Source organism: Psychroserpens sp. (genome assembly GCF_036960315.1).
Lineage (GTDB): Bacteria > Bacteroidota > Bacteroidia > Flavobacteriales > Flavobacteriaceae > Psychroserpens.
In genome coordinates, this window is sequence record NZ_JBALVR010000003.1 from 316,793 (window position 1) to 342,074 (window position 25,282).

24 protein-coding genes are annotated in these 25,282 nt (G+C 34.1%); 8 read left to right on the plus strand and 16 right to left on the minus strand.

What is annotated here, in order from left to right:
- Window positions 1-71 precede the first annotated feature (71 nt).
- Window positions 72-851: a S1/P1 nuclease gene (locus tag V7719_RS07280; RefSeq protein WP_335729221.1), complete on the plus strand. Its 780-nt coding sequence runs from the start codon at window positions 72-74 to the stop codon at window positions 849-851.
- A 133-nt stretch (window positions 852-984) separates the two neighbouring features.
- Here V7719_RS07280 and V7719_RS07285 read toward each other — a convergent pair whose 3' ends face one another.
- The 6 genes from V7719_RS07285 to V7719_RS07310 all read right to left on the minus strand — a co-directional run bounded on the left by V7719_RS07285 (window position 985) and on the right by V7719_RS07310 (window position 5,122).
- Window positions 985-1,812, minus strand: a complete 828-nt coding sequence (locus V7719_RS07285) for a mechanosensitive ion channel family protein (RefSeq protein ID WP_335729222.1) — start codon at window positions 1,810-1,812, stop codon at window positions 985-987.
- A gap of 31 nt (window positions 1,813-1,843) precedes the next feature.
- Complete coding sequence (locus tag V7719_RS07290; protein ID WP_335729223.1) at window positions 1,844-2,020, minus strand: hypothetical protein; 177 nt, start codon at window positions 2,018-2,020, stop codon at window positions 1,844-1,846.
- Complete coding sequence (locus V7719_RS07295; protein ID WP_335729224.1) at window positions 2,020-2,595, minus strand: RNA polymerase sigma factor; 576 nt, start codon at window positions 2,593-2,595, stop codon at window positions 2,020-2,022. The genes V7719_RS07290 and V7719_RS07295 overlap by 1 nt, the downstream gene beginning before the upstream one ends.
- A gap of 173 nt (window positions 2,596-2,768) precedes the next feature.
- A complete protein-coding gene (locus V7719_RS07300) occupies window positions 2,769-4,013 on the minus strand; it encodes an alpha/beta hydrolase-fold protein (RefSeq protein ID WP_335729225.1) in 1,245 nt (414 codons plus the stop codon).
- Window positions 4,014-4,050: 37 nt separating this feature from the next.
- Window positions 4,051-4,659, minus strand: a complete 609-nt coding sequence (locus V7719_RS07305; protein ID WP_335729226.1) for a hypothetical protein — start codon at window positions 4,657-4,659, stop codon at window positions 4,051-4,053.
- 40 nt (window positions 4,660-4,699) lie between these two features.
- The gene (locus V7719_RS07310; RefSeq protein ID WP_335729227.1) at window positions 4,700-5,122 is read right to left on the minus strand and encodes a MotA/TolQ/ExbB proton channel family protein; all 423 of its coding nucleotides are present in this window, start codon (window positions 5,120-5,122) and stop codon (window positions 4,700-4,702) included.
- A gap of 337 nt (window positions 5,123-5,459) precedes the next feature.
- Between V7719_RS07310 and V7719_RS07315 the strand changes: the two genes are divergently transcribed.
- The 3 genes from V7719_RS07315 (at window position 5,460) to V7719_RS07325 (ending at window position 7,742) form a co-directional block, all read left to right on the plus strand.
- Window positions 5,460-6,374, plus strand: a complete 915-nt coding sequence (locus V7719_RS07315) for a sensor histidine kinase (RefSeq protein ID WP_335729228.1) — start codon at window positions 5,460-5,462, stop codon at window positions 6,372-6,374.
- Complete coding sequence (locus tag V7719_RS07320; RefSeq protein ID WP_335729229.1) at window positions 6,367-7,083, plus strand: LytR/AlgR family response regulator transcription factor; 717 nt, start codon at window positions 6,367-6,369, stop codon at window positions 7,081-7,083. Before V7719_RS07315 ends, V7719_RS07320 begins: the two co-directional genes overlap by 8 nt.
- Window positions 7,084-7,151: 68 nt before the next feature.
- Window positions 7,152-7,742 carry a hypothetical protein gene (locus tag V7719_RS07325; protein ID WP_335729230.1) on the plus strand — a complete coding sequence of 197 codons (591 nt, stop codon included), beginning with the start codon at window positions 7,152-7,154 and terminating at the stop codon, window positions 7,740-7,742.
- Window positions 7,743-7,747: 5 nt separating this feature from the next.
- On the opposite strand, the gene V7719_RS07330 is transcribed toward V7719_RS07325, so the two are convergent.
- Window positions 7,748-8,155 carry a DUF2721 domain-containing protein gene (locus V7719_RS07330; protein ID WP_335729231.1) on the minus strand — a complete coding sequence of 136 codons (408 nt, stop codon included), beginning with the start codon at window positions 8,153-8,155 and terminating at the stop codon, window positions 7,748-7,750.
- A gap of 280 nt (window positions 8,156-8,435) precedes the next feature.
- Between V7719_RS07330 and V7719_RS07335 the strand changes: the two genes are divergently transcribed.
- A complete protein-coding gene (locus tag V7719_RS07335) occupies window positions 8,436-10,172 on the plus strand; it encodes a tetratricopeptide repeat protein (protein WP_335729232.1) in 1,737 nt (578 codons plus the stop codon).
- 84 nt (window positions 10,173-10,256) lie between these two features.
- Here the strand turns inward: V7719_RS07335 and lpdA are convergent, their stop codons facing one another.
- From lpdA to V7719_RS07360, 5 genes are all read right to left on the minus strand, one after another.
- Entirely contained in the window at window positions 10,257-11,657 is a 1,401-nt protein-coding gene (gene lpdA, locus V7719_RS07340; protein ID WP_335729233.1) for a dihydrolipoyl dehydrogenase, read from the minus strand.
- 81 nt (window positions 11,658-11,738) lie between these two features.
- A complete protein-coding gene (locus V7719_RS07345; RefSeq protein WP_335729234.1) occupies window positions 11,739-12,245 on the minus strand; it encodes a hypothetical protein in 507 nt (168 codons plus the stop codon).
- A gap of 464 nt (window positions 12,246-12,709) precedes the next feature.
- On the minus strand, window positions 12,710-13,480 hold the full coding sequence (locus tag V7719_RS07350; RefSeq protein WP_335729235.1) for a LuxR C-terminal-related transcriptional regulator: 771 nt from the start codon (window positions 13,478-13,480) through the stop codon (window positions 12,710-12,712).
- A 45-nt stretch (window positions 13,481-13,525) separates the two neighbouring features.
- Window positions 13,526-14,152 (minus strand): CPBP family intramembrane glutamic endopeptidase, encoded by a 627-nt coding sequence (locus V7719_RS07355; RefSeq protein ID WP_335729236.1) that lies wholly within the window; start codon window positions 14,150-14,152, stop codon window positions 13,526-13,528.
- A gap of 18 nt (window positions 14,153-14,170) precedes the next feature.
- A complete protein-coding gene (locus tag V7719_RS07360; RefSeq protein WP_335729359.1) occupies window positions 14,171-14,629 on the minus strand; it encodes an Lrp/AsnC family transcriptional regulator in 459 nt (152 codons plus the stop codon).
- Window positions 14,630-14,796: 167 nt separating this feature from the next.
- Between V7719_RS07360 and V7719_RS07365 the strand changes: the two genes are divergently transcribed.
- Window positions 14,797-16,023 (plus strand): aminotransferase class I/II-fold pyridoxal phosphate-dependent enzyme, encoded by a 1,227-nt coding sequence (locus V7719_RS07365; RefSeq protein ID WP_335729237.1) that lies wholly within the window; start codon window positions 14,797-14,799, stop codon window positions 16,021-16,023.
- Between the two features lie 56 nt (window positions 16,024-16,079).
- Here V7719_RS07365 and V7719_RS07370 read toward each other — a convergent pair whose 3' ends face one another.
- Both V7719_RS07370 and V7719_RS07375 read right to left on the minus strand, forming a co-directional pair.
- Window positions 16,080-17,102 carry a metal-dependent hydrolase gene (locus V7719_RS07370; protein ID WP_335729238.1) on the minus strand — a complete coding sequence of 341 codons (1,023 nt, stop codon included), beginning with the start codon at window positions 17,100-17,102 and terminating at the stop codon, window positions 16,080-16,082.
- A 74-nt stretch (window positions 17,103-17,176) separates the two neighbouring features.
- Entirely contained in the window at window positions 17,177-19,603 is a 2,427-nt protein-coding gene (locus V7719_RS07375) for a tail fiber domain-containing protein (protein WP_335729239.1), read from the minus strand.
- 398 nt (window positions 19,604-20,001) lie between these two features.
- On the opposite strand from V7719_RS07375, the gene nhaC reads away from it, so the two are divergent.
- Both nhaC and V7719_RS07385 read left to right on the plus strand, forming a co-directional pair.
- Window positions 20,002-21,477: a Na+/H+ antiporter NhaC gene (gene nhaC, locus V7719_RS07380; protein ID WP_335729240.1), complete on the plus strand. Its 1,476-nt coding sequence runs from the start codon at window positions 20,002-20,004 to the stop codon at window positions 21,475-21,477.
- Between the two features lie 106 nt (window positions 21,478-21,583).
- Entirely contained in the window at window positions 21,584-22,222 is a 639-nt protein-coding gene (locus V7719_RS07385; protein WP_335729241.1) for a peroxiredoxin, read from the plus strand.
- A 48-nt stretch (window positions 22,223-22,270) separates the two neighbouring features.
- Here the strand turns inward: V7719_RS07385 and V7719_RS07390 are convergent, their stop codons facing one another.
- Window positions 22,271-22,741 carry an ankyrin repeat domain-containing protein gene (locus V7719_RS07390; RefSeq protein ID WP_335729242.1) on the minus strand — a complete coding sequence of 157 codons (471 nt, stop codon included), beginning with the start codon at window positions 22,739-22,741 and terminating at the stop codon, window positions 22,271-22,273.
- A 72-nt stretch (window positions 22,742-22,813) separates the two neighbouring features.
- Window positions 22,814-25,021 (minus strand): catalase/peroxidase HPI, encoded by a 2,208-nt coding sequence (katG, locus tag V7719_RS07395; protein WP_335729243.1) that lies wholly within the window; start codon window positions 25,019-25,021, stop codon window positions 22,814-22,816.
- Window positions 25,022-25,282 lie beyond the last annotated feature (261 nt).

Genomic DNA, 25,282 nt, shown 5'->3' on the forward strand with positions numbered 1-25,282 from the left:
GCAGTTTCAGTTTCAGTTTCAGTGCTTACTCTTATTAAAAAACCCATACTAAATCTCACATACAATTTATAATGAAATATATTTTTTTACTCCTATTCTTTTTAGTATCCCATTTCAACTTAAATGCAGAGACTCCTCCAATTTGGGGAAAAACTGGTCATCGTATTGTTGGTGCTATAGCTGATGATTATTTAAAAAATAGCACTAAGCGCAAGCTAGAAAAACTACTTAATCATAAATCTTTGGCCTTAGTTTCTACATTTGCAGACGAAATCAAATCAGATAAGCGCTATAATAAATTTAAAACTTGGCATTATCTGAATATGCCTTTGGATGCTACCTATGAAACATCTAATAAAAACCCAGAAGGGGATTTAGTCACTGGAATTGCATATTGTAAACGCATGATAACTGACAAAACAGCCTCTAATGATGATAAAGTGTTTTATTTAAAACTATTAATTCATCTTATTGGTGATTTACATCAACCATTTCATATTGGACAAAAAGAAGATCGTGGTGGCAATGATTTTAAAGTACAATGGAATTATAAAGATTCTAATATGCATCGCGTTTGGGATACGCAGATGATTGAGTCTTACGGGATGAGTTTTTCTGAATTAGCTGCTAATGCTGATTACCTTTCTAAAGCTCAAATTAAAGCCATAAAAAAAGGAACTGAGTTAGATTGGATCGCTGAAACTCACCAAATAACTAAAATGGCTTATGCCTCTGCAGAAAAAGACGAAAATTTACGTAGCAGATATTCATATAAGTACTTAAATATTGCAAGATCTCAAATGCAAAAAGCGGGTATTCGATTAGCAAAAGTATTAAATGATATCTTGTAGAGTTCTACATTATTAAACAACTATTATTGTTTACAAAAAAATCCCTTTTCAAATGAATGAAAAGGGATTAAAGAAAGTCTAAAGGCAGACTAGATAATATATAACTGACATAATTAATCAATAACCCTAGATATTAGTCTACAACTTTAATACGACTTTCTACAATGTCTTTAATTGGGATAATCATTTTTTCTTCTGCATTTTTAAGAACAACTGAAATATTTTCAATAGCCTCTATCTCATAGATTTTGTTTTCAAACTCTATTTTCTTGCCTACCTCAAAGGTTTTTCTCGTATAAAACGTCTTCAGTAAATCACCTACAACTTCTCTTGCTCCTAAACCAAACGCCAAAGCGAATGCAAGAAGAAAGGCTCCTAGAATCATCGTAAAATTACTTGTAATGATTTCTGTATCTACTCCCGCTTGATTTAGAGCAGTAATTGAAATAAAAATGAGCAATAAGAAAAATACAATTTGACTTATAATTTTGGCTCCAGACAAATCCATTGAATCAAAAAAGGACTTTAGTCCCTTTTTTACAAAATTTGCAAAAAGTAAACCTACTGTAAATATGATAAGGGCAGCAAATAATTGAGGCAAGTATTCTAGAAATTTACTAATCTGCTCTGATATAATTTTAAGGTTTAATATATCTGAAACTATAATTAGTAACATAATATATATTAACCATTTCACGAAAGTTGAAACAATCTTAATGGTATCGAAATTAAGCTTCTTCCCTTCTACAATTTCGATTTCATTTAATTTATCATCTAATCTATTTGCTTTTGCTAGTTTTAAAGCCTTCTTGAGAACTTTAACGACGACCTTCACAATTATCCAACCTATGAAGAGTACAGCTAAAGCTCCAATAACGTTCATTCCAATTCTTAAAATTTCAGGCCACATGTCAGATAATGAGCCTAATGCGTTGTCTTTATATTCTGCTAGTTTATCCATGATTTATTATTAATTTAATAGCTATTTATATTTATTTTTTATCCCTTTTACTCATAACCGTTTCAATAACATCCCCAAGATTATATGAAAACAGTTCGGCTAATTCCATAAGTAATTTTGCAATGGCAATATCGTTCATAACCTTAGACTTCAATTCCTGCGGAACTGACTTCAATGGCTTATCTAGATCTCTGAAAGGATTTTCCATTAGTTAAGGTTATTTTCGTAAACAGTTAATAATTTATCCTTTGCGCGTTTAATTCTCATTTTAACTGCACTTTCCCCAATATCTAAAACACTTTCAATTTCCTTAATAGAAAGGTTGTCTTGGTATTTTAGTAACAGTATCATCTTTTCATCTGGTGATACTAATTCTAATGCCTTTTGGAGTTTTTCAACTCTCATATCGCTAAAATCTGAAGATTCATCATAGTCTTCAGAAATATTTTCAATATCTGCATAATCTACAGATTGTTTTTCAAGCTTTTTAGCGGTATTTCTTGTCACATAATTTACACAATGGTTATAGGTAAAAGCATATAGCCATGTAGAAAACTTAGACTTACCTTTAAAACTTGCCAACTTAACAAAAAGCTTAAGAAACACATCTTGTGTAAGATCTTTAGCTTCGTCTTCGTCTTTTGCAAATCCATAACATTTATTATAAACCAGACCTGCAAAACGATCATACAACACCTCAAAAAGCAGGGTGTTATTATCCTTGACAATAGAGCTTACCAGCTCTTCATCTGACAGTTTATAAATATTTACAGAAGGTTCCAAAAATGTTGGATTTAGTATTATTGGTTTCTATTAAGACACTAACCTTTAGATTAAGTCACATTAATATTAGACTTAAATGTTAAAATTATAAAATTAAACAGTTGAATACACAAAAAACAAGGCATAAAAAAAGCGAACTCAGTTGAGTTCGCTTTTTTTATCAATCTACTTTATTACATTTTTAGAGCATCTAATTTTTCTTTGTGATAGGTATTGCCACTTATTTCATAAGCTTTTTCAACATATTCAATTGCTTTTGCATTATTGTTTTGAGCACTATAATAATCTGCCATAGCATCATAAGCATTAGCGCTTTCAGGATAATACTTTACAGCCATACTAAAAAACAAAAACGCCTTTTCTGGTTGTTCCATTTGAAGATTCATATAACCATAACCATTAAACAACTCTTCTATCATTGGAGCTGTTTTATAACCAAAATTTTTATTATAAATCGTTTCTTGGTTATTTAGTAAAATCCGTAAATCGTCCACCGAAGTTTCTGGATTGTTATACGTTTGTGGAGACTTAAATTGATACCACTCAAACAATGATATAAGTCCGTCTCTTATTGCTGGCAAAGGAACAGTGCCATGAAGATCTTCAGGATAAACCTTCCATATAAAGTTTAATTTATTTTGTTTTTGTGTTAAAGCAAATTGGGAGAATTCAACAATAGAGCGTGAGAATAAACTAAATTCAGATGTATCCTCCATTAGATTATCTATCGTTACTGAAGCATCTCGCATATGCAATTGCTCTGCTGCTAATGCAACAAACACCCCTTTACCTTCAAAGTTTTCAGTTTTTAATTTTTCTTTAGCTTCGTTTAATAATTTTTGATTATCCCATTCTATACTCGGATCGATAGCTATATAATTTGTAAAGAGATGCGGATGATTCACTAAGACGTTTAGTGTAAATAAGCCAGCATACGAATGTCCTATTAATGTTCTATAGTTTGTCGTAGGGTACGTTTTATCAATGTAAGGCATTAAATCGGTTTCAATAAATTCTGTAAACTGCTCCGCTCCTCCGCTGCCTGTCTGCATAGCAGAACCTCGACGTGTTTCAATTTTTGAAATCGTTAAATCATGAGTTCTATTGGTTCTATTAGATATACCAACCAAAATCATATGTGGCATATAATGTCCCCAATAACTATCATAAACGATTTCTAAGGTAGACTCAAGAGAAAACCCATCCAGCAGATATACTACTGGATATTTTGCATTACTTTTAGGGTTATAGTTGTCTGGTAATTTCACCCAAAACTGACGATAACTATCTAAAGTTTTTGAATATATACTATCTACAATCTCAACATCAATTTCTTGATTTGGGTTCGCTTGCGCGTCAACAGATACATTAAAGAATATAAATGCTATTATAGAGGTAATTCGAATTGCTCTTTTCATATGTATTAAATTTATTTTGTATTATTTGTATTAGAGATCATTCTCCTCCGTAGGGTAATGAGAATATATAAATTACATCTACCGCTTTTCCGTTTTGAGTGGCAGGTTTCATAATCGGCAACAGTTTTATCACTCTAGCCGCTTCAGCCTGGATTAAAACATCAGCATCTCGTACCTTAAGCTGGGACATCTTACCATTTTTGTTTATATTAAAGAGTATTTCAATGTTTTTAGGCTCTAAGAATTTCGGGTTTTTAAATATTTTAGAATCAACCTGTGTGTCAAAAAACTGAGCGATACTCTGCTTAAAGCAGGCTTTTGTTTCTGCTTGAGATAGATCTTCGCAACCTGGATATACGGGAGCATTTTCTACATTATCAACCTTCGTTGTTTCATCAAAACCGTTAGACGCAATACCTTCCTTGCCTACAAGACTAGTTAAGCTTAGTATGTACTGCCTTTCTTCATCAGTAATATTACCTTGTATCATCACTTGTTTTTGAACAGCTTTAACCTTTTGTATCAGTTCGCTATCTGAAGAGTTAGCTTTTTCTTTGCAGGAATTAAGAAAAACTAAACAGATAAGCGGAAGAATGAATGCTACATGTTGAATGCTTTTTCTTTTAAACTTTAGTATATACTTCATGACTTTATTTTATTGCTTGATGACAATTTGGTGTTGTTTTTTATTCTGAAATTTCTTCAGAAGGTAACATTAGTCTTAAAATAATAATCCCAATTCTAGCCACAACAAATGTAAATAGTCCAGAGGTTGCAGTTAATAACGAAATTTTAAGTCCGCCAGCAAAAACTGAAGGATCAACATTCCCCATAGCTTGTAAAGAATCAAATGCCGAAATAAGCCCAATAATAGATGCTAAAAACCCCATAGTTAATCCTAATAAACTGGCATCTGATGCCAGTCGTAGCATTTTATTTGAAAGTTCTGAGGATTTGCTAACGTTCATAAAACCTCTAACAAGAAAAAACAATGCGGCTAATAAGCAAATTAAAATAAGAGACATAAATAGTGTTCCGCCATCCGTAAAAATGTTTGCCGCTATGGCTTGACTGAATAAACCTTTAAATGTAATTGTTAGTGTGTTCATAGTTTTTAAATTTAGTTAAACATGTTCAAACTTAAAAATTAGACGAACTTACTTTTTACTAATGCGACCAATAACGCGTTTATGAATGGATTTGACATCAATGTCAAAAAGCGAACTAAATTGGTTGTTCGTCTCAAAATAGACAAATTCAGTAAAAAAATATAGTAATATTGTATTGACACTATAGTATATGTTTACAAGGCAATTCATTTTAAAAAAAATCGGACAGATAATCCTACACCTCCTTTTCTGGGTTGCTGTGTTGTTTTTCTATACCTATTTTTTTGGAGTAAACAGTACCCGATTTGACGACACTTTACTCTTTTCACTTTGTTTAATGCCTACAACAATTGCCACCACTTATGTATCGACGTATAAATTAATTCCAGATTATTTAATCACCAAACAGTACTGGCGATTTGTGCTTTATAGCATATATACACTCATCATATCAGTGTATTTATTAATGGTTTCCATTTTTTTTAGTCTCATTTACATTTCGAATTTTGAATATGACGAAATGAATCCTGCTACTAAGAATATCATTTTTATTAGCACTGCCGTTTATTTGGTTGTTGTCATTGTAAGCGCATTTAAACTGCTAAAACTTAATTTGGAGCAAATCTCAAAAACGAAGGAGCTTGAGACTAAAATTCTTGATACGCAACTCAAACTCAAAGAGCAAGAGCTCAACTATTTAAAGATGCAAATTCATCCGCATTTTTTGTTTAATACTTTAAATACCATGTATGGTTTTGCTTTGAAAAAGGCTGAACAAACACCAGATATGATATTAAAACTCTCTAATTTACTGGACTATTTATTGTATCAAGCCGAAAAACCTTTTGTACTCCTTTCTGAAGAAATTGAACACATCAAAGATTATATTGCACTAGAAAAAATGCGTTTTAATAATACATTAAATGTAAAAATGGATGTACAACTAGATTCGGAAAACACAACGATTGCTCCTATGTTACTGCTTCCATTCATTGAGAATAGTTTTAAACATGGAAGCATTAACAATGGCGTTTTAGAGATAGACATCAAACTCACAGCTAATGATGATCTGATCTATTTCCATATAAAAAATTCGAATTCGGAAAACACCTCATCAAAACAAGGCATTGGTTTAGAGAATATTAAAAAGCGCTTAGAGTTGTTATATCCAAAAACATATGACTTATCGATAAGCAATACTGCCACATCATTTGAAGTTGAATTACAATTAAAAAAGACCTCTAATGCCTAAAGTACAACCCATTTCTTGTTTGATTGTTGATGATGAAGCTATCGCTAGAGAAATCATTGAAACACATTTGTCTAAAATTGACAATATTCATGTTGTAGCGAGCTGCAGTAATGCTTTAGAAGCTTTTAACCATATTAGCAATCAACCTATTGATTTGGTTTTTCTAGATATTAATATGCCTGAAATTTCGGGTATTTCCTTTGCGAAATCAATTAACAGTACCATCAAAGTGATTTTCACAACAGCCTATAGAGATTATGCTGTTGAAGGTTTCGAACTTAAAGCTGTCGATTATTTACTGAAACCAATTTCCTTTGAAAGATTACAAAAATCGCTGCATAACTATTTTGAAATCTACGGACAAAAAGAAACAAAACCAATATCCTCTATTGATGAATCTGATTTTATGTTTGTACGTTCAGACCGTAAAATGATAAAGATAGATTATGGTTCAATACGTTATATTGAAAGCTATAGCGACTATCTCAAAATTCATGAGGAGAACGAAACTATTGTAACTAGAGAGACCATTACAGCTATTGAGGCCAAACTGCCTAAGCAGCAATTTTTAAGAATCCATAGATCATATATTATTGCTATAGCATATATCCAATCGTTTACAAACGAATATATTACGATTAACAAAAAGGCCATACCAATTAGCAGAAGTTATAAGAAAGAGGTCCTAAAACATCTAGAAAAGTTTTGAAAGTTATTCAATAAAACTGTATTTTAGACGTTGCCTTATTAATCGTTATTTTTTAAAACGTCTGCTTAATGAAAGAATACCTGCACAACACTATTCCTAACTTACAAGCTTTTGATTATACAATTCATCATGATTCTTTGTTTATTAATCATCAATGGGTTTTAGTCAATGGTATTTCAGAAAAAAAATCTGTTTATACCTTTTTGAAAGATAATATTCTTCAAATTTCCAGGAAGGAATCTATAATAGAAACCTCATGGACACTCAATATCAACAACATATTTCAGATAGAAACTGAAGACGGACTCATTACTGTAAAAGCCTATTTTAAAGATGATGATGTTTTGGTTCTCAACCATCAAAACAAAAAAGAGTTTGCGCTTTTTATCAATACGACGAAGTATAGGGAGGATTTAAATTCTGTTGAAGATGTAAAAGCATTTTTAAGGGAGAAATACAAGCAGAAAGTGACCGATTTAATTTATGGCCATGAGTTTTACTACATCGAAAAATCTGAAGAATTTGGACCATTTACTGTCGAAGAACTTTCAGAAAAAGTGAAAAGCGAAAAAATAAGCATGTATTGTTTTGTGAGAGATGTTAACGAGTATGATTATAGCAAACGCTTGAGGATTTACGATTTAATCAAAGAACTATAACACGACTATTTCTTTTTTAGGTGACTTTCAATATCACGTAAATGAAGGCTCAATGCACGTATTGAAATTTGAATTTCTTTAACCAAAAGCGACAAAGATAAAATTAGCAGTATCAAAGCGGCACCAAATACCCAAACTGCTAAAATATTGAAATCTATATAAATTAAGAACATCGTTAGTACACAAAGTAACAAACTTGTTATCCCAAATATTTGCATCCATCTGGTAAGGTTCAATCTCAATTTCAAATTCTTAATTTGTTCTATTAGAGACTCATCCATTTTCTCCAAATACTTATCGTGCAAGTTTCTAATGACTGCAGCGTAAGCTAAAAAACGATTCGTGTAAGCCAACATAATTAAAGAAATCGCAGAAAACAATAGTGCTGGTGTTGTAAGTGTTAGTTCTTCCATAAAGATACTATCTGTGGTTATTTAGTTTTAAGTGACCTGACAAACATATAACTTTCATTAATATAATCAACTAGAAGTTGGGTTTCAGTATATATAGCTTCAGGAACTTTCACATAACTTTTAATTGTATACTTTAAATATAGTAAAAAGACCTGTGCTTCTACTTTTCCAACTATAAAGTATTCTGTACCAAGCACACAAAACCACTTGCAAGACAAATACCTATTAGCTATTTTTAATACCTTTATAAAAGACAGTCAATTTTAAGACAATCACAAATATGAAAAACGCAATTCTGTTTCTGCTTTGCCTCAACCTCTGTATCGTTTCTTGCAAATCGGACAAACAAACTGAACTAGAGATTATTATAAAAACACCACCTTTAGCAAAGTATACTTGTGCGCCAAGGATTACTGATGCCGATTGGTATAAAAAAGACAATAAGGCACCTTTATTTGAAGGTTTAGGTCATTTAAATTATCCAATCACAACAGATAAAGAGTTGGTACAAAGTTACTTTAATCAAGGTTTAACTTTAGCCTATGCTTTTAATCATGCTGAAGCTGCGCGTTCATTTTTCTATGCTACAAAACTAGATCCGAATTGCGCAATGGCATTTTGGGGATATGCTTATGTCTTAGGACCAAACTATAATGCAGGAATGGAAGATGACCATTATGAGCGAGCATATAATGCCATTCAAGAAGCTAAAAAGGTATCAACTAATTGTACTGATAAAGAAAAAGCGTTAATTAATGCTATGGCAGAACGCTATTCTGCAAAACCTCCTGAAGATCGTTCGCATTTAGATATTAATTATTCCAATGCATTAAAAGAGATCTACAACACCTATCCCAACGACTCTGAAGTCGCAACATTGTATGCCGAATCTGTAATGAACTTACATCCTTGGGATTTAAATGAAAAGGATGGTACCGAAAAACCATGGACACCTAAAATTGTAGCCCTATTAGCGAACATTATAAAAACGAATTCTTCACATCCTGGAGCTAATCATTTTTATATTCATGCAGTTGAAGCTTCTAGCACTCCAGAACGTGCTTACGCATCTGCAAAAGTATTTGACGATGGTACTATTCCTGGCGCCGGACATTTAGTGCATATGCCATCACATATATATATCCGCACTGGAGATTATCACAAAGGCACTGTTTCAAATATAAATGCTGTGAAAGCTGATAGTACTTATGTTACACTTTGTCATGCTCAAGGCGCTTATCCTCTAGCCTATTATCCGCATAATCATCATTTTATGGCAGCAACAGCAGCATTAGAAGGCAATAAGCATTGGGCAATGATAGGTGCCAATAAAGTATCTGAACATGTACATCCAGATATTATGGCCGAACCACGCTGGGGAACTTTGCAACATTATTATGTGATTCCATATTACTCCATGGTAAAGTTTGGAATGTGGGACGAGATACTCGCTAAAGAGGAAACTAGCACTTTAAAATATCCTTTGGCTATGCAACACTATGCAAAAGGCATGGCTTATGTTGCAAAAGATGAATTAAACAAAGCCAAAACCGAACTAAAAGCTCTAAAAACCTATGCAGCAGATGAAAGCATGAACGAGATTACCATTTGGGACATCAATACTGTAGGAAATTTAATAGGAATAGCAGACATGGTTTTAGAAGCAGAACTATTAGCTGCTCAAGGTGATTATGAAGCTAGCATTGTGTTATTGCGTGATGCAGTTGTTATAGAAGATGCCTTAAATTATAACGAACCACCAGATTGGTTCTTTTCTATTCGTCATCATTTAGGTGATGTCCTTATAAAAAACGGCCAATATCTCGACGCTATAGCAACATATCAAGAAGACTTAGACCGGTTACCAAGAAATGGTTGGGCACAACATGGATTAAAATTAGCTTATGAAAAGCTAGGAGATTCAGAGAACATTAGTAAAATGGAAGACGCTATAAAGGAAAGCTGGTCTACTGCTGATGTTGAGTTAGTTGGCTCTAAGGTGAAGTATATTAAATAATTATAGATATATAAAAAAGCGAACTCAATGAGTTCGCTTTTTTATATCATAGATTCTGCATCAAGTGCGAAATGACAATACTGTTTAAATATGCAACGGTCTAGCATCAGTTGCTGCTAAAGCGGCTTCTTTTACGGCTTCTGCAAATGTTGGATGTGCATGAGACATACGAGAAATATCTTCGGCAGATGCTCTGTATTCCATAGCGACAACTGCTTCAGCAATCAAATCGGCACAACGTGCGCCAATCATATGGACTCCCAAAACTTCATCTGTGGTTTTATCGGCTAAGATTTTTACAAATCCGTCCAAATCTCCTCCTGCTCTTGCACGACCTAAAGCTCTAAAAGGAAATTGTCCAGCTTTATACGCTACACCAGCTTCTTTTAATTCTTCTTCAGTTTTACCTACCGCAGCAACTTCTGGCCACGTGTAAACAACACCAGGAATTAAGTTATAATCGATATGTGGTTTCTGTCCTGCTAAAGTTTCAGCAACAAAAACACCTTCTTCTTCAGCTTTGTGTGCTAACATGGCGCCTTTAATTACATCACCAATCGCATAGATATTACTTACGTTTGTTTGTAAATGATCGTTCACCTCAATCTGTCCTCTGTCGGTTAATTTCACGCCTGCTGCCTCGGCATTTAATCCATCAGTATATGGTTTACGCCCAACAGATACCAAGCAGTAATCGCCTTTAAATTCGACTACCTCTCCTTTTTTATTTTCAGCTTTCACAATCACCTCATCGCCTTTACGCTCGACAGATTGTACTTTATGAGACATCATCATTTTAAATTTAGCCTTCTTAAAGACTTTATTCAATTCTTTAGATAAGCCAGCATCCATTGTTGGAAGGATTCTATCCATATATTCAATCACAGTGACTTCAGCTCCTAAACGTCTGTAAACTTGTCCGAGTTCTAGACCAATAACACCTCCACCAATCACAATCATGTGTTTAGGGATTTCCTTAAGTTTTAAAGCTTCGGTAGATGTAATAACACGTTCTTTATCTAAAGTAATAAACGGCAAATTTGATGGTTTAGAACCCGTAGCAATAATGATATTTTTTGCTTCAATTTCACCTGCATCCTTTCCCTCAATCTTAATATGAGTAGCATCTTTAAAGCTTCCTAAACCTTCATAGACATCAATTTTATTTTTCTTCATTAAGAAATCAATACCTCCAGTAGTTTGATCAACTACAGCTTGTTTACGACCAATCATTTTTTCTAGATTCACTTTGATGTCACCTGGAATTTCGATGCCATGCTCTTCAAAATGCTTGGTTGCTTCGTCATAATGATGAGACGATGCCAAAAGGGCTTTACTAGGAATACAACCTACATTTAAACAGGTACCTCCAAGTGTCGAATATTTTTCGATTATTGCTGTTTTCATCCCTAATTGTGCGCAACGAATTGCTGCTACATATCCACCAGGACCTGAACCTATTATTGCTACATCGTATGATTTCATAAGAAAATATTTATCAGTTTTTAATAAATGATTACAAAAATACGAATGTTTTATGGGAAGGCAATATAAAAATTAAAGGACTTAGTACAGGGCGATTTTTGTTTCTTTTAAACCCTTACTTAAAAGGTATTCTTTGGCTTTCGAAGCATCATCACCACCTTTTTCCGCATGATGTAACAAGGTGAATCCATGAGGTCCTCGAGCATTTAATAGACTTGGTGAAAAGTCTATCATTGGTTTAAGTATATCCATTCTTCCAAATAAAGCAGCAGTAAAGATATTGGCTTGAGCGCCATGATCTAATAAATACTGAACTAACTCTTTATAACCAACATGACTTGCTGCTCCTAAACCTGTTTCGAAGTCTCCTAATTTCCAGTCGTGTGCGGCATTAATTAGAGTAGGATGTTCTTCCAATAGTTCTTTTACAACATCCATTTTGCCATGAGATGCGCCAACAAATTTCTGAACAAGTCCTTTGTCTAATTGTTCTTCTTCTTGCTTTAAATTTATATTAAATGCAAAAGCTGTGGACGGAATTAAAAGCGCTCCTATTCCGGCTGTTTTAATGAACTTACCTCGTTTCATAATAGTAAATTGTTGATTAGTTACAGAAAAGATAATTAAAATGAGTACGTTCAATTAGGTGTTTAACATCACTTTATGTTAAATGTTTAGCTATGATGGAAACCCAAGCATCTCATCCATACCAACAGTAAATAACCAACAGCCATAAATGGCATGTTCTATAGAGATTAAGAGTGTGGGTTTTGTCTTCTGAAAAACATTATTTAATTAAAAAACGTCCACAAAAGCATGATTTTGATTGACTAATGCCGAATGAAGATTAACGTTTTTTATTCTTAAACAGAAATTCTTGAAGGAATTTAATTGAGATAATTAAAATAAAAAAAGTGCCTACCTGAATCAATGACAATTCTTAGTAGACACTTTGCTTTAATTCCCCTACGAATTAATTAATAGCTAAAGGTAAAGGTCCTACAAAACAAATTGTGATGCAATACTTAAATTGAGTAATTTGAATTATTTTTTTAAAACAAATTTTGATTCATTTTTAGCATACCAATAAGTTCGCCTGTGGAAGATATATTAAGTTTTTTTAAAATATTTCTGCGATGCGTATCCACAGTATGAGGACTTATATTCAGTTTTTGAGAAATCTCTTTACTGCTATAATCTAAAACCAACAATCTAATAACATCTCTTTCTCTATTACTAATCCCTTCACTTAATAATTTTTGCCCGTAATTATTAAAATAAATGGTCTCGTATTCATTCTGACTATTTAAGAGTTTGGCTGATGCAGATATGTCCATTTTTATGTCAGAATGAAGAACTGTATAATGCGCCAGCCCAATAATAGGTTTCCCAAGACTATCAAAAGCTAACGGTGTTGTATTCTGAATTAAATTCACATAAACATCTTCGGCATTTTTAAATCTATAATTCCATGTATAATTTGCTTTTTGACGGTCTTCTAAATTAATATTCCCTAAAGTAAATTCCATTAATTCATTTAGTGCTTTAAGCCATTTCTCAAGATCATCAGGATGAATTCTACTCCAGAAATAGCGCATACCTTTAGTTTTTAACAGGTTAGAATCTAACCCAAGACATGCTTTAAAATTTTTGCTTATATACTCAAACTCTAAGCTTTGCGTATTCGTAATACAGAAAAACGTGGAGCTATAAGGTAAATAGTTATCTAATTCAATAATTTTTTTAATATGTGTTTCTAAGGAAGGTTTATCATAAGACCTAAAAATAGTCTTATAAAAATCCTTAATTTGGTTGTGTTTCATAGAATCGCAATCTTATTTACGCTAAATTATAAAATAAATAAACCTTTATTGGGGAAACCCTAACATATCTCCCATTCCCACTGTAAATAACCAACAGCCATAAATAGCATGTTCTATGGATACTAAGAGTGTAGATTTTGTTTTCTGAAATGTTAATGCAAAGAGAATTCCTCCAACAAACGTCAAGATCATGACGATTCCATTTCTAAAGAAAATATGAGCCAATGAAAATAAAGCTGCATTAACAATAATAAAAAGTGTTTTGTTTTTAAACAACGATTGATAACGCTGAAAAAAGAAGGTTCTGTAAATCAACTCTTGAGGATATACCGAGAAAAAACTGTAAACGAATAAAATCGTCAACCATAGTAAAGGCTTATTTAAAACAACAACAAAAAGATTAGGCAGATCAACAAACCACATGTAAATAGTTGTGAGTATAGCAATGCCAATCAATTGCATAAGGGTTCGTTTAATAAAAGATGGCCAATCTAGGTTTTGAGCAATTCTGAATTTATTTTTCTCAACTCGTAATAGGACAAATATGATGTAGAAAAACCCAAGTAATCCAATAATCATCTTAACCCAAACCGGATAGCTAATTGCAAAACTAACTGGCACTAGAATAAAGACGATAAAAAATTCGGTGAGTTTATAAGACGTTGATTGCATGCTCTAAATATAGATAAATTAGATTGTTATTACTGTCGTATGCTTCACTTGATTAATCATAAATGCGCTATGCGTACTTCCAATATGGCTAATCGTAGTCAGTTTTTTTACCATAAACTCTCTAAACTCTTCCATATTTGCAACCAAAACCTTTAATAGATAATCATAATCTCCACTAATATGGTAGCATTCTAATACTTCATCTAACTTGGTAACTTCTTTTTCAAAATCAATAACATAACTTTTTGTGTGTTGCATTAATTTAATACTACAAAACGCCACAAATCCTTTGTCTATAGCTTTTTTATCAATAAGCGCAACATAATTAGAGATAATACCTTCACGCTCCAATTTTTTGATACGTTCATAAACGGCGGTAACCGACAGGTTTAATTTATTTGATAATTCTTTATTGGTTTGCTTACTATCTTCTTGAAGAAAGTGTAGTAATTTTTTATCAATAGCATCTAGTTGTATCATTTCGAAAAATTTTCAGTATTATGAGTTGAATCCAAATAAGCCCAGTAAAAACATCTACAAATATAAATAAACATAGTTTTATTATCTAAATACTTAAATGACTATTGATATATAATCTAAATAGATCGACATTTGATGTAATATAAACTTAAAACTGTGCTCTAATGGGATTTAAACCAGCTAATAACATTCAAGACTTACAATATTTCGGAGAATTTGGAGGGGTTAATCCTTCAATTTCTGATTCGTCTACCTACACATTTTTATCTGCAAAAACGATGTTCGACACTTTCGAAGGTAATGCGGATGGTTGCTACTTATATTCTCGTCACTCTACGCCTTCAAATTTACATTTAGGCGAAGCTTTGGCTGCAATGGAAGGAACAGAAACCGCTAATGTTTCGGCTTCTGGAATGGGAGCCATAACTCCAGTTTTAATGCAATTGTGTGGTGCAGGAGACCACATCGTTTCTAGTCGAACCATTTATGGTGGTACTTATGCTTTTCTTAAAAATTTTATTCCGCGTTTTAATATAGAAACTTCATTTGTAGATATCACAAAACTTAATGTTGTTGAAGCTGCAATTACAAAAAACACAAAAGTATTATACTGCGAGTCAGTTAGTAATCCATTATTAGAAGTTGCTGATATTAAAGGCTTAGCAGAGATTGCTAAACGCCATAATTTAAAGTTGGTCGTTGACAATACATTTTCACCACTATCTATTTCTCCAGCAAAATTAGGAGCTGATGTCGTGATTCACAGTTTAACAAAATTCATCAATGGTTCTAGTGATACTGTTGGCGGCGTGGTTTGTGGAACTCAAGAATTTATTAATGACCTCAGAAATGTAAATGATGGTGCATCTATGCTATTGGGTTCAACTATGGATAGCTTGCGTGCATCTTCAGTATTAAAAAATCTAAGAACATTACATATTAGAATGCAACAACATAGTTTAAATGCCTCTTATTTGGCTGAAAAATTTCAACAAGACGGATTAAAAACTGTGTATCCTGGATTGGACTCTCATCCTTCAAATGCATTATTTAAATCGATGATGAATGAGAAGTATGGATTTGGAGGAATGCTCACCATAGATGTTGGTAGTTTAGACAAAGCCAACGAACTCATGGAAATGATGCAAGAGCGAAACTTAGGCTATCTAGCAGTAAGTTTAGGCTTTTACAAAACCTTATTCTCAGCACCAGGAAGCTCTACATCTTCGGAAATACCAGAAGACGAACAACAGGAAATGGGATTAAGCGATGGTTTGATTCGTTTTTCGATTGGACTAGATGCCGATATTGAACGCACTTACAACATGATGCGTGAGTGTATGGAAAGTCTTAAAATTTTAAACAACAAAAACGAAGTTGTTCTAGCTTAAGACAATTAACAAATTATTTTAAAAGCCTTTTGAATGTATAATTTTTAAAAGGCTTTTTATTTTCCTTTTAGTCGTTCCCAAAGTGCCGACATGGTAAATTCGAAATCCTCCATTTCTGGAGCAAATGGTTTCATGTCTAAACGACCATCAGCCTCATAAAGTTTTAAATTGAAAACGGACTTGTACCCTTCTCTCGTTTTTACTAACGGATATCTTAAATCATTATAAATAAATTCGCCATCTTCTGCCGCTTGAACGTTATAATAACCATTACTAAACCATGCTAAGCAAGCAATGTCTTGATCATAATTCTTATTTAACAAGCGCTTTTTAGGGATTGTTTTCCATTCTGAAAATTGATCAGACCTATCCAACAAGGAATAAAAAGCTACCTGATAATGGTCATCAGTTTCAGCAATACCATACCATAAAATATTATTAAAAATCGAAGGCTGCGCACTAAAGCGTTCATAGGATATACCCTTTTCGGCTAAAGAGGATTTAAACACATTGTCAATATAGAACTTATTAAAAATGGTAAGCAACATATAAACAGAACTGACCCCAATACCTAGCTTTAACCATAATTTACGCTTATCACTTTGTCGCTTGTAAAACATGATTATAATCATGCATATCAAAAAAGGAACGGTATACAAAAGATCTGCAACTGCAATATTATTAAAGGCGACACGATACGAAGAAAATGGCGCGAATAGTTGTGTTCCGTATGGCGTAAAGCAATCTAAAATTGGATGCGTAAACAAAGACCAGAAAAATAGAGAGATCCAATCCTTTTGAGTGGTTGTATCTAATCGTTTTCCTTTGTTATATAATTTATGAACCAGCCAACCCAATACAAAAGCACCTAGAACTGAAAATAGTATAGAATGCATGAAACCGCGATGAAACAACATGGCATCAATCTCATTGTTGTATAAGAGACTTCCGATAAAGACATCCAAATCAGGAATGGTGCCACCAATAGCTCCAAATAGTAACGCTTTATTACCGATTTTTTTACCTAAAACGGCTTCTCCGCAAGCAGCGCCTAAAACGATTTGAGTTAATGAATCCATATGATGTGCGAATTTACATCAAGTGTTTCAATTGTCATAACTTATAATATAAGTATCCTATTTAAAGTGTAGATCTATTTATTTTCTAATGCTTCCAAGCGCTTTAAGATAGCTGCATTGGTTTTTTGAAGTTCAGCATTTTGCTTTCGAAGTTCTTCAATCTGTTCTTGTTGTTCCTGTACTGCTTTTACGGTCATTGATGTTAAATCACCGAGTCGCAAACCTAACATACCATAAGCATCTGTACTAATTACTCCATTGTTTGATTCGCCTGCATTATTAAGTGCTTCTTGTATTTCTTGAGCAATAAAACCATATTCTGTCTTTTTCTTTTCATCATTATTACGGTAAAAAGAAACAGGACGCAATGTTTTAATAAAATCTAATCCCAAATCAAGGTTTTTAATGTTCGACTTCAATCTTCGGTCAGAACCAAAAGTCCAATCCACTTGACCATGTATAATCGTTACGGCTCCATTTCCAATTTGAACATAATTAGAAGCAGAAACAGAAGCTCCATTTCCAAAGGCTATACTATTTGAGAACGTATCGGTGAAAGCAGCATTACCTATAGCTATACTACTAGACCCAGTAGTAATCCTGGTTCCATTACCAACCATTACATTATTAGAACCTGTAGTAGTTTGTGCGCCTGCTTCATTACCAACCGCTGTGTTGTTACTTGCATTATTACTAAGATTTTCTAGAGCTGATTTACCAATTGCCGTGTTCTGCGCACTATCTTCACCGTTACCACCTTGTAAGGCATTAAAACCAACCGCTGTGTTGTTGCTAGAAGAGGTTGTATTTAAAAGCCCTCCAGCATTCTTACCAATATACGTGTTACTTGTCCCTGCATTTGCTCTACCTGCCCAAGCACCCACAATAGTTGCATCGGCTCCAGCATTTGCGTTTCCGGCTTGATAGCCCACTACAGTAGCATCAGTTCCCGAATTTGAATTTCCGGCTTGAAAACCGACTGCAGTCACACCAGCCCCAGTATTTGTGCTTCCAGCTTGAAAACCTAGCAACGTAGTATTAGATTGATTATTTGAAAATCCAGCTTGAAAACCAACTGACGTTACATTATTAATATTACCAGAGTTTTCTGAAGCTTGTTTACCAATAGCAGTATTAGCAGCGCCAGTACTAGCTCTTAAAGCCTCAAATCCAACAGCTACATTTTCACTTCCGGTTGTATTTGAAATTAATGCACTCCTTCCTACGGCCACATTATCTGCCCCACCAACGTTATTATATAAAGCCTGTACACCAAGCCCAGTATTCTCAGTTCCAGTAGTATTAAATCTTAAAGCACCCCATCCTAAGGCTGAATTATTAATTCCTGTACTATTTTCCAAAGTACCATATCCTACAGCGGTAAGTGCTGTCCCTACAGTATTCGCACTTAACGAATTGAAACCTACAGCTGTATTTCCAATCCCTGAAGTGTTACTATTTAAAGCGTTAGAACCGACGGCTGTAATTTCATCCGCAGTATTTGCTAACAAGGCATTAAAACCAACTGCTACACAATTATCAGTACCTGTATTTGCTGTAAGCGTATTAAACCCAATAGCTGTGTTATTTGACCCACTTGAAAAACTTCCAGCATTAGTACCCACTTTCGTGTTATTTGAGCCAGCTGTGCTGCCAAATCCGGCAGCCATACCAACACTGACATTATTATCTCCTGTTGAATTATTATTTGACGCTCCAGAACCAACAGCAGTATTACTCGTTCCAGCACCAGTTTGAGCTTGAAGTGCGTTATACCCTACGGCAGTGCTATTAGAAGCTGTATTATCTGAAAGTGCATTGGAGCCAATAGCGGTTACATTACTTACATTTCCAGCACCAGTCATAGTGTTATAACCTACAGCAGTATTATTTTGTGCTGCATTACTATTAATGCCACTTAATGCATTATTACCAACAGCTGTATTCCATTGCGCTGTAGTATTACTGTTTTGTAAAGCATTTTGTCCAACAGCTACATTATTACTTCCTGTACTAACAGACAAAGCATTGTTGCCAATAGCTGTACTGTTAGACGCTGCACCATTTGTTAATGCACCAACTCCAAAGGAAGTACTTGTAGCTCCAATTTTCCCAGCAGCAACTCCATTTCTTCTTAAAGCAACATCAACATTAATTATAGTTCCTATAAAATTTGTGCCATCTACGATGTCATCATTTCCTGTTATTTGCCAACCTGTAGATCCTCCAAATCTCACCCAAGGTCCAGTTGCAGAACTTAAGTAATAATAGCCTGGAGTAACATCTCCAGCCGTTGCTGTATTGTACACCAACTCTGATTCAATAGGTGTAGAAACTGTAACTGTTGTTGTTGCAGCCAAGGCCACTCTAGGAATTAATAATCCATCTGTTGTAGATGTTATATCAAGAGCGCCGTTGGGCGTTGTGGTACCTATTCCAACTTGGGCATTTATAGAAAATGATAATAATAAAATAAACAGGGTATACAGAAATGATTTCATGCTATATATGAATTGTATTGTTACAATTAAAGATAAGGATATATGAGATACACTAACACACATAAAAACCATACAAAACAATAAATAACCCAATAAGCCTCAAGAGCCACCTCTACTAGTGTCTTTTAGGGTTTAATTTATTTTTGCCTAAATAGAAAAACCATACAAATGTGAGGTAATGTATGGGTGTGTTTTTTGTTAAAAATTTAATAATACAAAAATAAAGCTATAAGTTTTATCGAAAAATCACTCCTATAGTATTAATTTATAATGTATTATGAAACAACCAAATAACTAAACAAAGCATAACTCAAAATACAACTATGCTATAAAATGCTATTTGCAAATGACTTCACAATATCGTAACATTACAATAACAAATAGCCACGAAAATCAATATGAACGAAGACAATAACATTTCAGAATTTAAAGCAGATAAGCAAAATATTATTGAGAATAAAGAGTTGAATATTTTTGAAGCGCTTGTTCCTGTCGTTATCCTAATGGGATTACTAGCATATAACATCTTTTTTGTTGAAGATCAAGAATGGTTTGGTACATACACAAATCAACTTATATTACTTATGGGAGCTTTTGTTGCTATGATTGGAGGTCTTATGAATAAAGTATCACCAATAATTATGGTTAGAGAAGTTTGGGAGAATCTTAAAAGTGTCTTTATCCCAATTATGATTCTGTTTTTAGTTGGAGCACTTGCTGGCACATGGCTCGTTAGTGGTGTAATTCCTGCAATGGTCTATTATGGCTTACAGGTTTTAAGTCCGGAAATATTTTTACCAGCCTCTGTCATTATCGCAGCAGTTATTTCAATAGCAACTGGAAGTTCATGGACGACCTCAGCTACTGTAGGTATCGCTCTTGTTGGTATTGGAACCGCTTTAGGTATTAATCCAGGAATGATTGCTGGTGCTGTGATTTCTGGAGCTTATTTTGGTGATAAAATGTCGCCTTTAAGTGATACCACCAACCTTGCTCCTGCTATGGCTGGAACCGATTTGTTTACTCATATTAAATACATGGCATATACAACTATACCAACTATTGTTGTAACCTTGGTTGCCTTCGGAATTATTAGCGCTACAATTGAAACATCTGGAAGCGCAGACGTAAGTGATCTTTTAGGAACGATCGATAGCACCTTCAATATCTCTCCATGGCTATTTTTAGTTCCAGGAGCTGTAATTGCCTTAATATTGTTTAAAACAAAACCACTAATTGCTCTAGGAGCAGGTGTGCTTCTAGCCTGTGTTTTTGCGTTTATTTTTCAACCAGAAATTCTAAATACACTTTCAGATTCAAAACTGGGAGCTCTCGCGAATTCAATATTTACTGATACATCTATTGTCACTGAAAATGAAAAACTTAATGATTTGTTTTCTGCTGGCGGAATGAATGGTATGCTTTGGACAATTTACCTTATTATTTGCGCTATGATCTTTGGAGGTGTAATGGATGGTATTGGTGCTTTAGCTAGAATTACCAAAGCCTTATTATCTGTTGCAACTACGGTCTTCGGATTATTTGCTAGCACTGTGGTGAGTTGTTTAGGACTTAATGTCATTGCTTCAGATCAATATCTCGCTTTAGTTATTCCAGGAAAGATGTTTAAGCAAGCTTATGAAGACAAAGGTCTTGCTCCTGAAAACTTAAGTAGAACTCTTGAAGATGCCGGAACAGTTACTTCCGTACTTATCCCATGGAACACCTGTGGAGCTTATCAATCTGGTGTTCTTGGCGTTGATGTTGGAGAATATTTTGCATTTGCAATATTCAACTGGCTGAGTCCTTTTACAACATTATTATTTGCCGCTTTCAAAATAAAAATAAGACAACTTTCAGGTAAATTGGCATAGGCTATCATTCCATAATTTTTTAAAATAGTTCTCCATTGTCAATCGTTTGGCAATACATATCTTTGCAGCCGGATTTAAAATTTAACTCAAAAAAATAAATTAGAAAATGGCTGTATTAGTAGGAAAAAAAGCACCTCAATTTAATGCGCAAGCGGTTGTAAATGGTCGCGAATTTGTAGACAATTTTTCATTGGATCAATTCATTGGAGAGAAGCACGTTGTATTATTCTTTTACCCAAAAGATTTTACATTTGTTTGCCCTACAGAACTGCATGCCTTTCAAGAAAAATTGGAGGAATTCAAATCTAGAAATACTGAAGTTATTGCAGTATCTACAGATACTGAGCAATCTCACTTTGGTTGGTTACAAATGGAAAAAAATCAAGGTGGCATCAAAGGAATAACATATCCATTGATAGCTGATACTAATAAAACCATCTCTAAAAATTATGACGTTTTAGCTGGAGAATACTATTATGACGATAATGATATGCTTCAAGCAGATGGTGAACTAATTGCTTACCGTGGATTATTTTTAATCGACAAAGAAGGTATCGTTCGTCACCAAATCGTTAATGATTTACCTTTAGGAAGAAATGTTGATGAAGCATTACGTATGGTAGATGCTTTACAATTTGTAGAGGAAAATGGTGAGGTATGTCCAGCAAACTGGAGCAAAGGAAAATCTGGAATGCAAGCAACACATGAAGGTGTAGCTGATTTTTTAGAAAAGCACGTGAACTAGTTCTAGCTCATTTATATAAAAAAGGCCACTCCTATCGAGTGGCTTTTTTTATTTAAGTAGTTCCAATAAATTATTATATTCCTTTTCTAATGCATGATGATAAGCTGTTTTACTTTCATTGTCTTTTATAGAAACATCTGCACCTCTAATTAAAAGGAGTTTGATGATTTTTTCCTTATTGTACATGGTTGCAAAAATTAAAGGTGTCGTTCCCATATTATTTTTTGCATTAATATTAGCGCCATTGTCAATTAATAGGGTTGCCAACTTTTCATTGCCTTTAAAACAAACACCTATTAAAGCCGTATTACCTGTTCCGTCTTTGGTATCTATTTCAGCATTGTGATCAATTAAAATCTTTGTTGCTTTTTCATTATCAAAATACGTAGTGAAAATCAATGGTGTGAAACCTCGTGAATCTTTGGTGTTAACCAATTTCGGATTCATCTTTATTTGAGCTACAAGTTGCTCGTTATCTCCAGTTCGCATGGCTTCAAAAAAGGATTCTATAGGAGTCATAACTATTGTATTATATTAAAAAAGGAATGAACCTAAACGACTCACTCCTTCTTTTTTATATTTCATTTGAGTTTATTTTAAATCGAAACGATCTAAATTCATCACTTTTGCCCAAGCTGCAACAAAATCACTTACAAACTTGTCTTGTCCATCATTGGCGCCATAAACTTCGCAGACTGCTCTTAATTCAGTATTAGAACCAAAAATAAGATCTGCACGTGTTCCTTTAAATTTCACTTCTCCAGTCCTACGGTCACGCCCTTCAAAAATTGTATCATCTTCTGACGTTGCTCTCCAAGTATATGTAAAATCAAGAATATTTGTAAAGAAATGGTTAGTTAAACTTCCAACATTTTCAGTTAATACACCAAGATTAGAACCATCATAGTTGGTTCCTAATACTCTTAATCCTCCAACTAAAGCAGTCATTTCAGGAATTGAAAGCGTTAAAAGGTTTGCACGATCAATTAATAGGTCTTCAGCAGCAACATCCAATTTAGAATTCATGTAGTTTCTAAATCCGTCAGCTAAGGGTTCTAAATACCCAAACGATTCTAAGTCAGTTTGCTCTTGAGATGCATCTCCTCGTCCTTGAGTAAATGGCACTGATACCGTATGACCCGCATTTCTAGCGGCTGCTTCAACTCCAGCAGCACCAGCAAGAACAATTAAGTCTGCCATAGAAATTGCACCACTAAATTCATTCTGAATACCTTCTAGAATAGTTAAAACTTTATTCAATTCTGTTGGATTATTAACTTCCCAACTGCGTTGTGGTTCTAGACGTAAACGCCCACCATTAGCTCCACCTCGCATATCTGAACCTCTAAATGTAGAAGCAGAGGCCCAAGCTGTTGTTACCAACTGAGACACTGAAAGTCCAGAAGCTAAAATCATCTGTTTTAATGAAGACACATCAGCATCTGATAACTTGTATTCAACAGTAGGAATTGGATCTTGCCATAGTAATTCTTCTTTTGGAACTTCAGGGCCTAAATAACGTGAAATTGGCCCCATATCTCTATGTGTTAACTTATACCAAGCACGAGCAAAGGCATCTTCGAAAGCTTTGTGATCAGTATGAAAACGTTGTGATATCTCTAAGAAACCTGGATCAATTTTCAAAGCCATATCTGCTGTAGTCATCATCAAAGCTTGTGTTCCATTACCACCTGCTTTTGGAGCCATACGTGCATTAGATGACGCCGTTGGTGTCCATTGGTGAGCACCGGCAGGGCTTTTAGTTAATTCCCAATCATAATTTAAGAGTACATCAAAAAAGTCATGATCCCATTGTATTGGATTTGGTGTCCAAGCACCTTCAATACCACTTGTAATAGCATCATCTAACACACCTGTTCCAAACGTATTTTTCCAACCTGTACTCATTTCTTCTATTGATGCACCATGAGGTTCAGCTCCAACATATTTATCAGGATCGGCTGCACCATGCGCTTTTCCGAAGGTATGTCCACCTGCAACTAACGCTACTGTTTCTTCATCGTTCATAGCCATACGTCCAAAAGTAATTCGGATATCGTGTGCCGATTTTAATGGGTCTGGTTCTCCGTTAGGACCTTCTGGGTTCACATAAATTAATCCCATATGAACAGCACCTAAATGCCCTTCTAAGTCACCATCACTTGTATCATAACGATCATCATTATCTAACCAACCTGTTTCACTTCCCCAATAAATATCTTGTTCTGGCTCCCAAACATCTTCTCTACCTCCAGCAAAACCAAATGTCTTAAAGCCCATAGACTCTAAAGCACAATTTCCTGCAAGAATCATTAAATCTGCCCAAGAAATTTTATTCCCATATTTCTTTTTAACAGGCCAAAGTAACAAACGCGCTTTATCCAAGTTACCATTATCTGGCCAACTGTTTAGTGGTGCAAATCGATGGGTACCAGTACTTGCTCCTCCTCTTCCATCACCTACACGATATGTTCCGGCATCATGCCATGCCATACGAATCATAAATCCTCCATAATGACCATAATCTGCAGGCCACCAATCTTGAGAATCGGTCATTAAATCGATAACATCTTGTTTTAGAGCACCAAAGTCAAGACTATTAAAAGCCTTAGCATAATCAAAATCTTCTCCCATTGGGTTGGATTTAGCTGCATGTTGACGTAAAACATTTAGTTTTAATTCGTTAGGCCACCAATCGCGATTTTTAGTTCCTCCACCCGCAGTTTTCTTTTGTGTACCGCTTAAAAAAGGGCATTGACTTGCGTCACCATTCATTTGATGATTTCCGTTGTTATCCATGTTTATGTGTTTTAATTTAACTGTTGATTTATGATTCCATAAAGTTAGAGAAATTACATGCCATTATGGAATAGAAATATATTATAATAACTTATATTATAATTGATAGAATTTATTGAAATAAAAAAAGCCATACTCTATTCGAATATGGCTTTTTAACAACCTAACTAAACCAATCAAAATTTTATCTAGCGATAATTTTTCTTTTGTTTAACAAATATACATAAAAGTTAAACATAAAAAATGATTATTATCAAAATT

Coding starts and splice junctions, on each gene's coding strand:
- V7719_RS07350 (WP_335729235.1), bottom strand. CDS start 13,480: ATGAAACACAACCAAATTAAGGATTTTTATAAGACTATTTTTAGGTCT.
- V7719_RS07355 (WP_335729236.1), bottom strand. CDS start 14,152: ATGCAATCAACGTCTTATAAACTCACCGAATTTTTTATCGTCTTTATT.
- V7719_RS07345 (WP_335729234.1), bottom strand. CDS start 12,245: ATGAAACGAGGTAAGTTCATTAAAACAGCCGGAATAGGAGCGCTTTTA.
- V7719_RS07390 (WP_335729242.1), bottom strand. CDS start 22,741: ATGACTCCTATAGAATCCTTTTTTGAAGCCATGCGAACTGGAGATAAC.
- V7719_RS07330 (WP_335729231.1), bottom strand. CDS start 8,155: ATGGAAGAACTAACACTTACAACACCAGCACTATTGTTTTCTGCGATT.
- V7719_RS07300 (WP_335729225.1), bottom strand. CDS start 4,013: ATGAAAAGAGCAATTCGAATTACCTCTATAATAGCATTTATATTCTTT.
- V7719_RS07280 (WP_335729221.1), top strand. CDS start 72: ATGAAATATATTTTTTTACTCCTATTCTTTTTAGTATCCCATTTCAAC.
- V7719_RS07315 (WP_335729228.1), top strand. CDS start 5,460: ATGCCTACAACAATTGCCACCACTTATGTATCGACGTATAAATTAATT.
- V7719_RS07385 (WP_335729241.1), top strand. CDS start 21,584: ATGGCTGTATTAGTAGGAAAAAAAGCACCTCAATTTAATGCGCAAGCG.
- katG (WP_335729243.1), bottom strand. CDS start 25,021: ATGGATAACAACGGAAATCATCAAATGAATGGTGACGCAAGTCAATGC.
- V7719_RS07370 (WP_335729238.1), bottom strand. CDS start 17,102: ATGGATTCATTAACTCAAATCGTTTTAGGCGCTGCTTGCGGAGAAGCC.
- V7719_RS07310 (WP_335729227.1), bottom strand. CDS start 5,122: ATGAACACACTAACAATTACATTTAAAGGTTTATTCAGTCAAGCCATA.
- V7719_RS07375 (WP_335729239.1), bottom strand. CDS start 19,603: ATGAAATCATTTCTGTATACCCTGTTTATTTTATTATTATCATTTTCT.
- V7719_RS07325 (WP_335729230.1), top strand. CDS start 7,152: ATGAAAGAATACCTGCACAACACTATTCCTAACTTACAAGCTTTTGAT.
- V7719_RS07305 (WP_335729226.1), bottom strand. CDS start 4,659: ATGAAGTATATACTAAAGTTTAAAAGAAAAAGCATTCAACATGTAGCA.
- V7719_RS07290 (WP_335729223.1), bottom strand. CDS start 2,020: ATGGAAAATCCTTTCAGAGATCTAGATAAGCCATTGAAGTCAGTTCCG.
- nhaC (WP_335729240.1), top strand. CDS start 20,002: ATGAACGAAGACAATAACATTTCAGAATTTAAAGCAGATAAGCAAAAT.
- lpdA (WP_335729233.1), bottom strand. CDS start 11,657: ATGAAATCATACGATGTAGCAATAATAGGTTCAGGTCCTGGTGGATAT.
- V7719_RS07285 (WP_335729222.1), bottom strand. CDS start 1,812: ATGGATAAACTAGCAGAATATAAAGACAACGCATTAGGCTCATTATCT.
- V7719_RS07365 (WP_335729237.1), top strand. CDS start 14,797: ATGGGATTTAAACCAGCTAATAACATTCAAGACTTACAATATTTCGGA.
- V7719_RS07335 (WP_335729232.1), top strand. CDS start 8,436: ATGAAAAACGCAATTCTGTTTCTGCTTTGCCTCAACCTCTGTATCGTT.
- V7719_RS07320 (WP_335729229.1), top strand. CDS start 6,367: ATGCCTAAAGTACAACCCATTTCTTGTTTGATTGTTGATGATGAAGCT.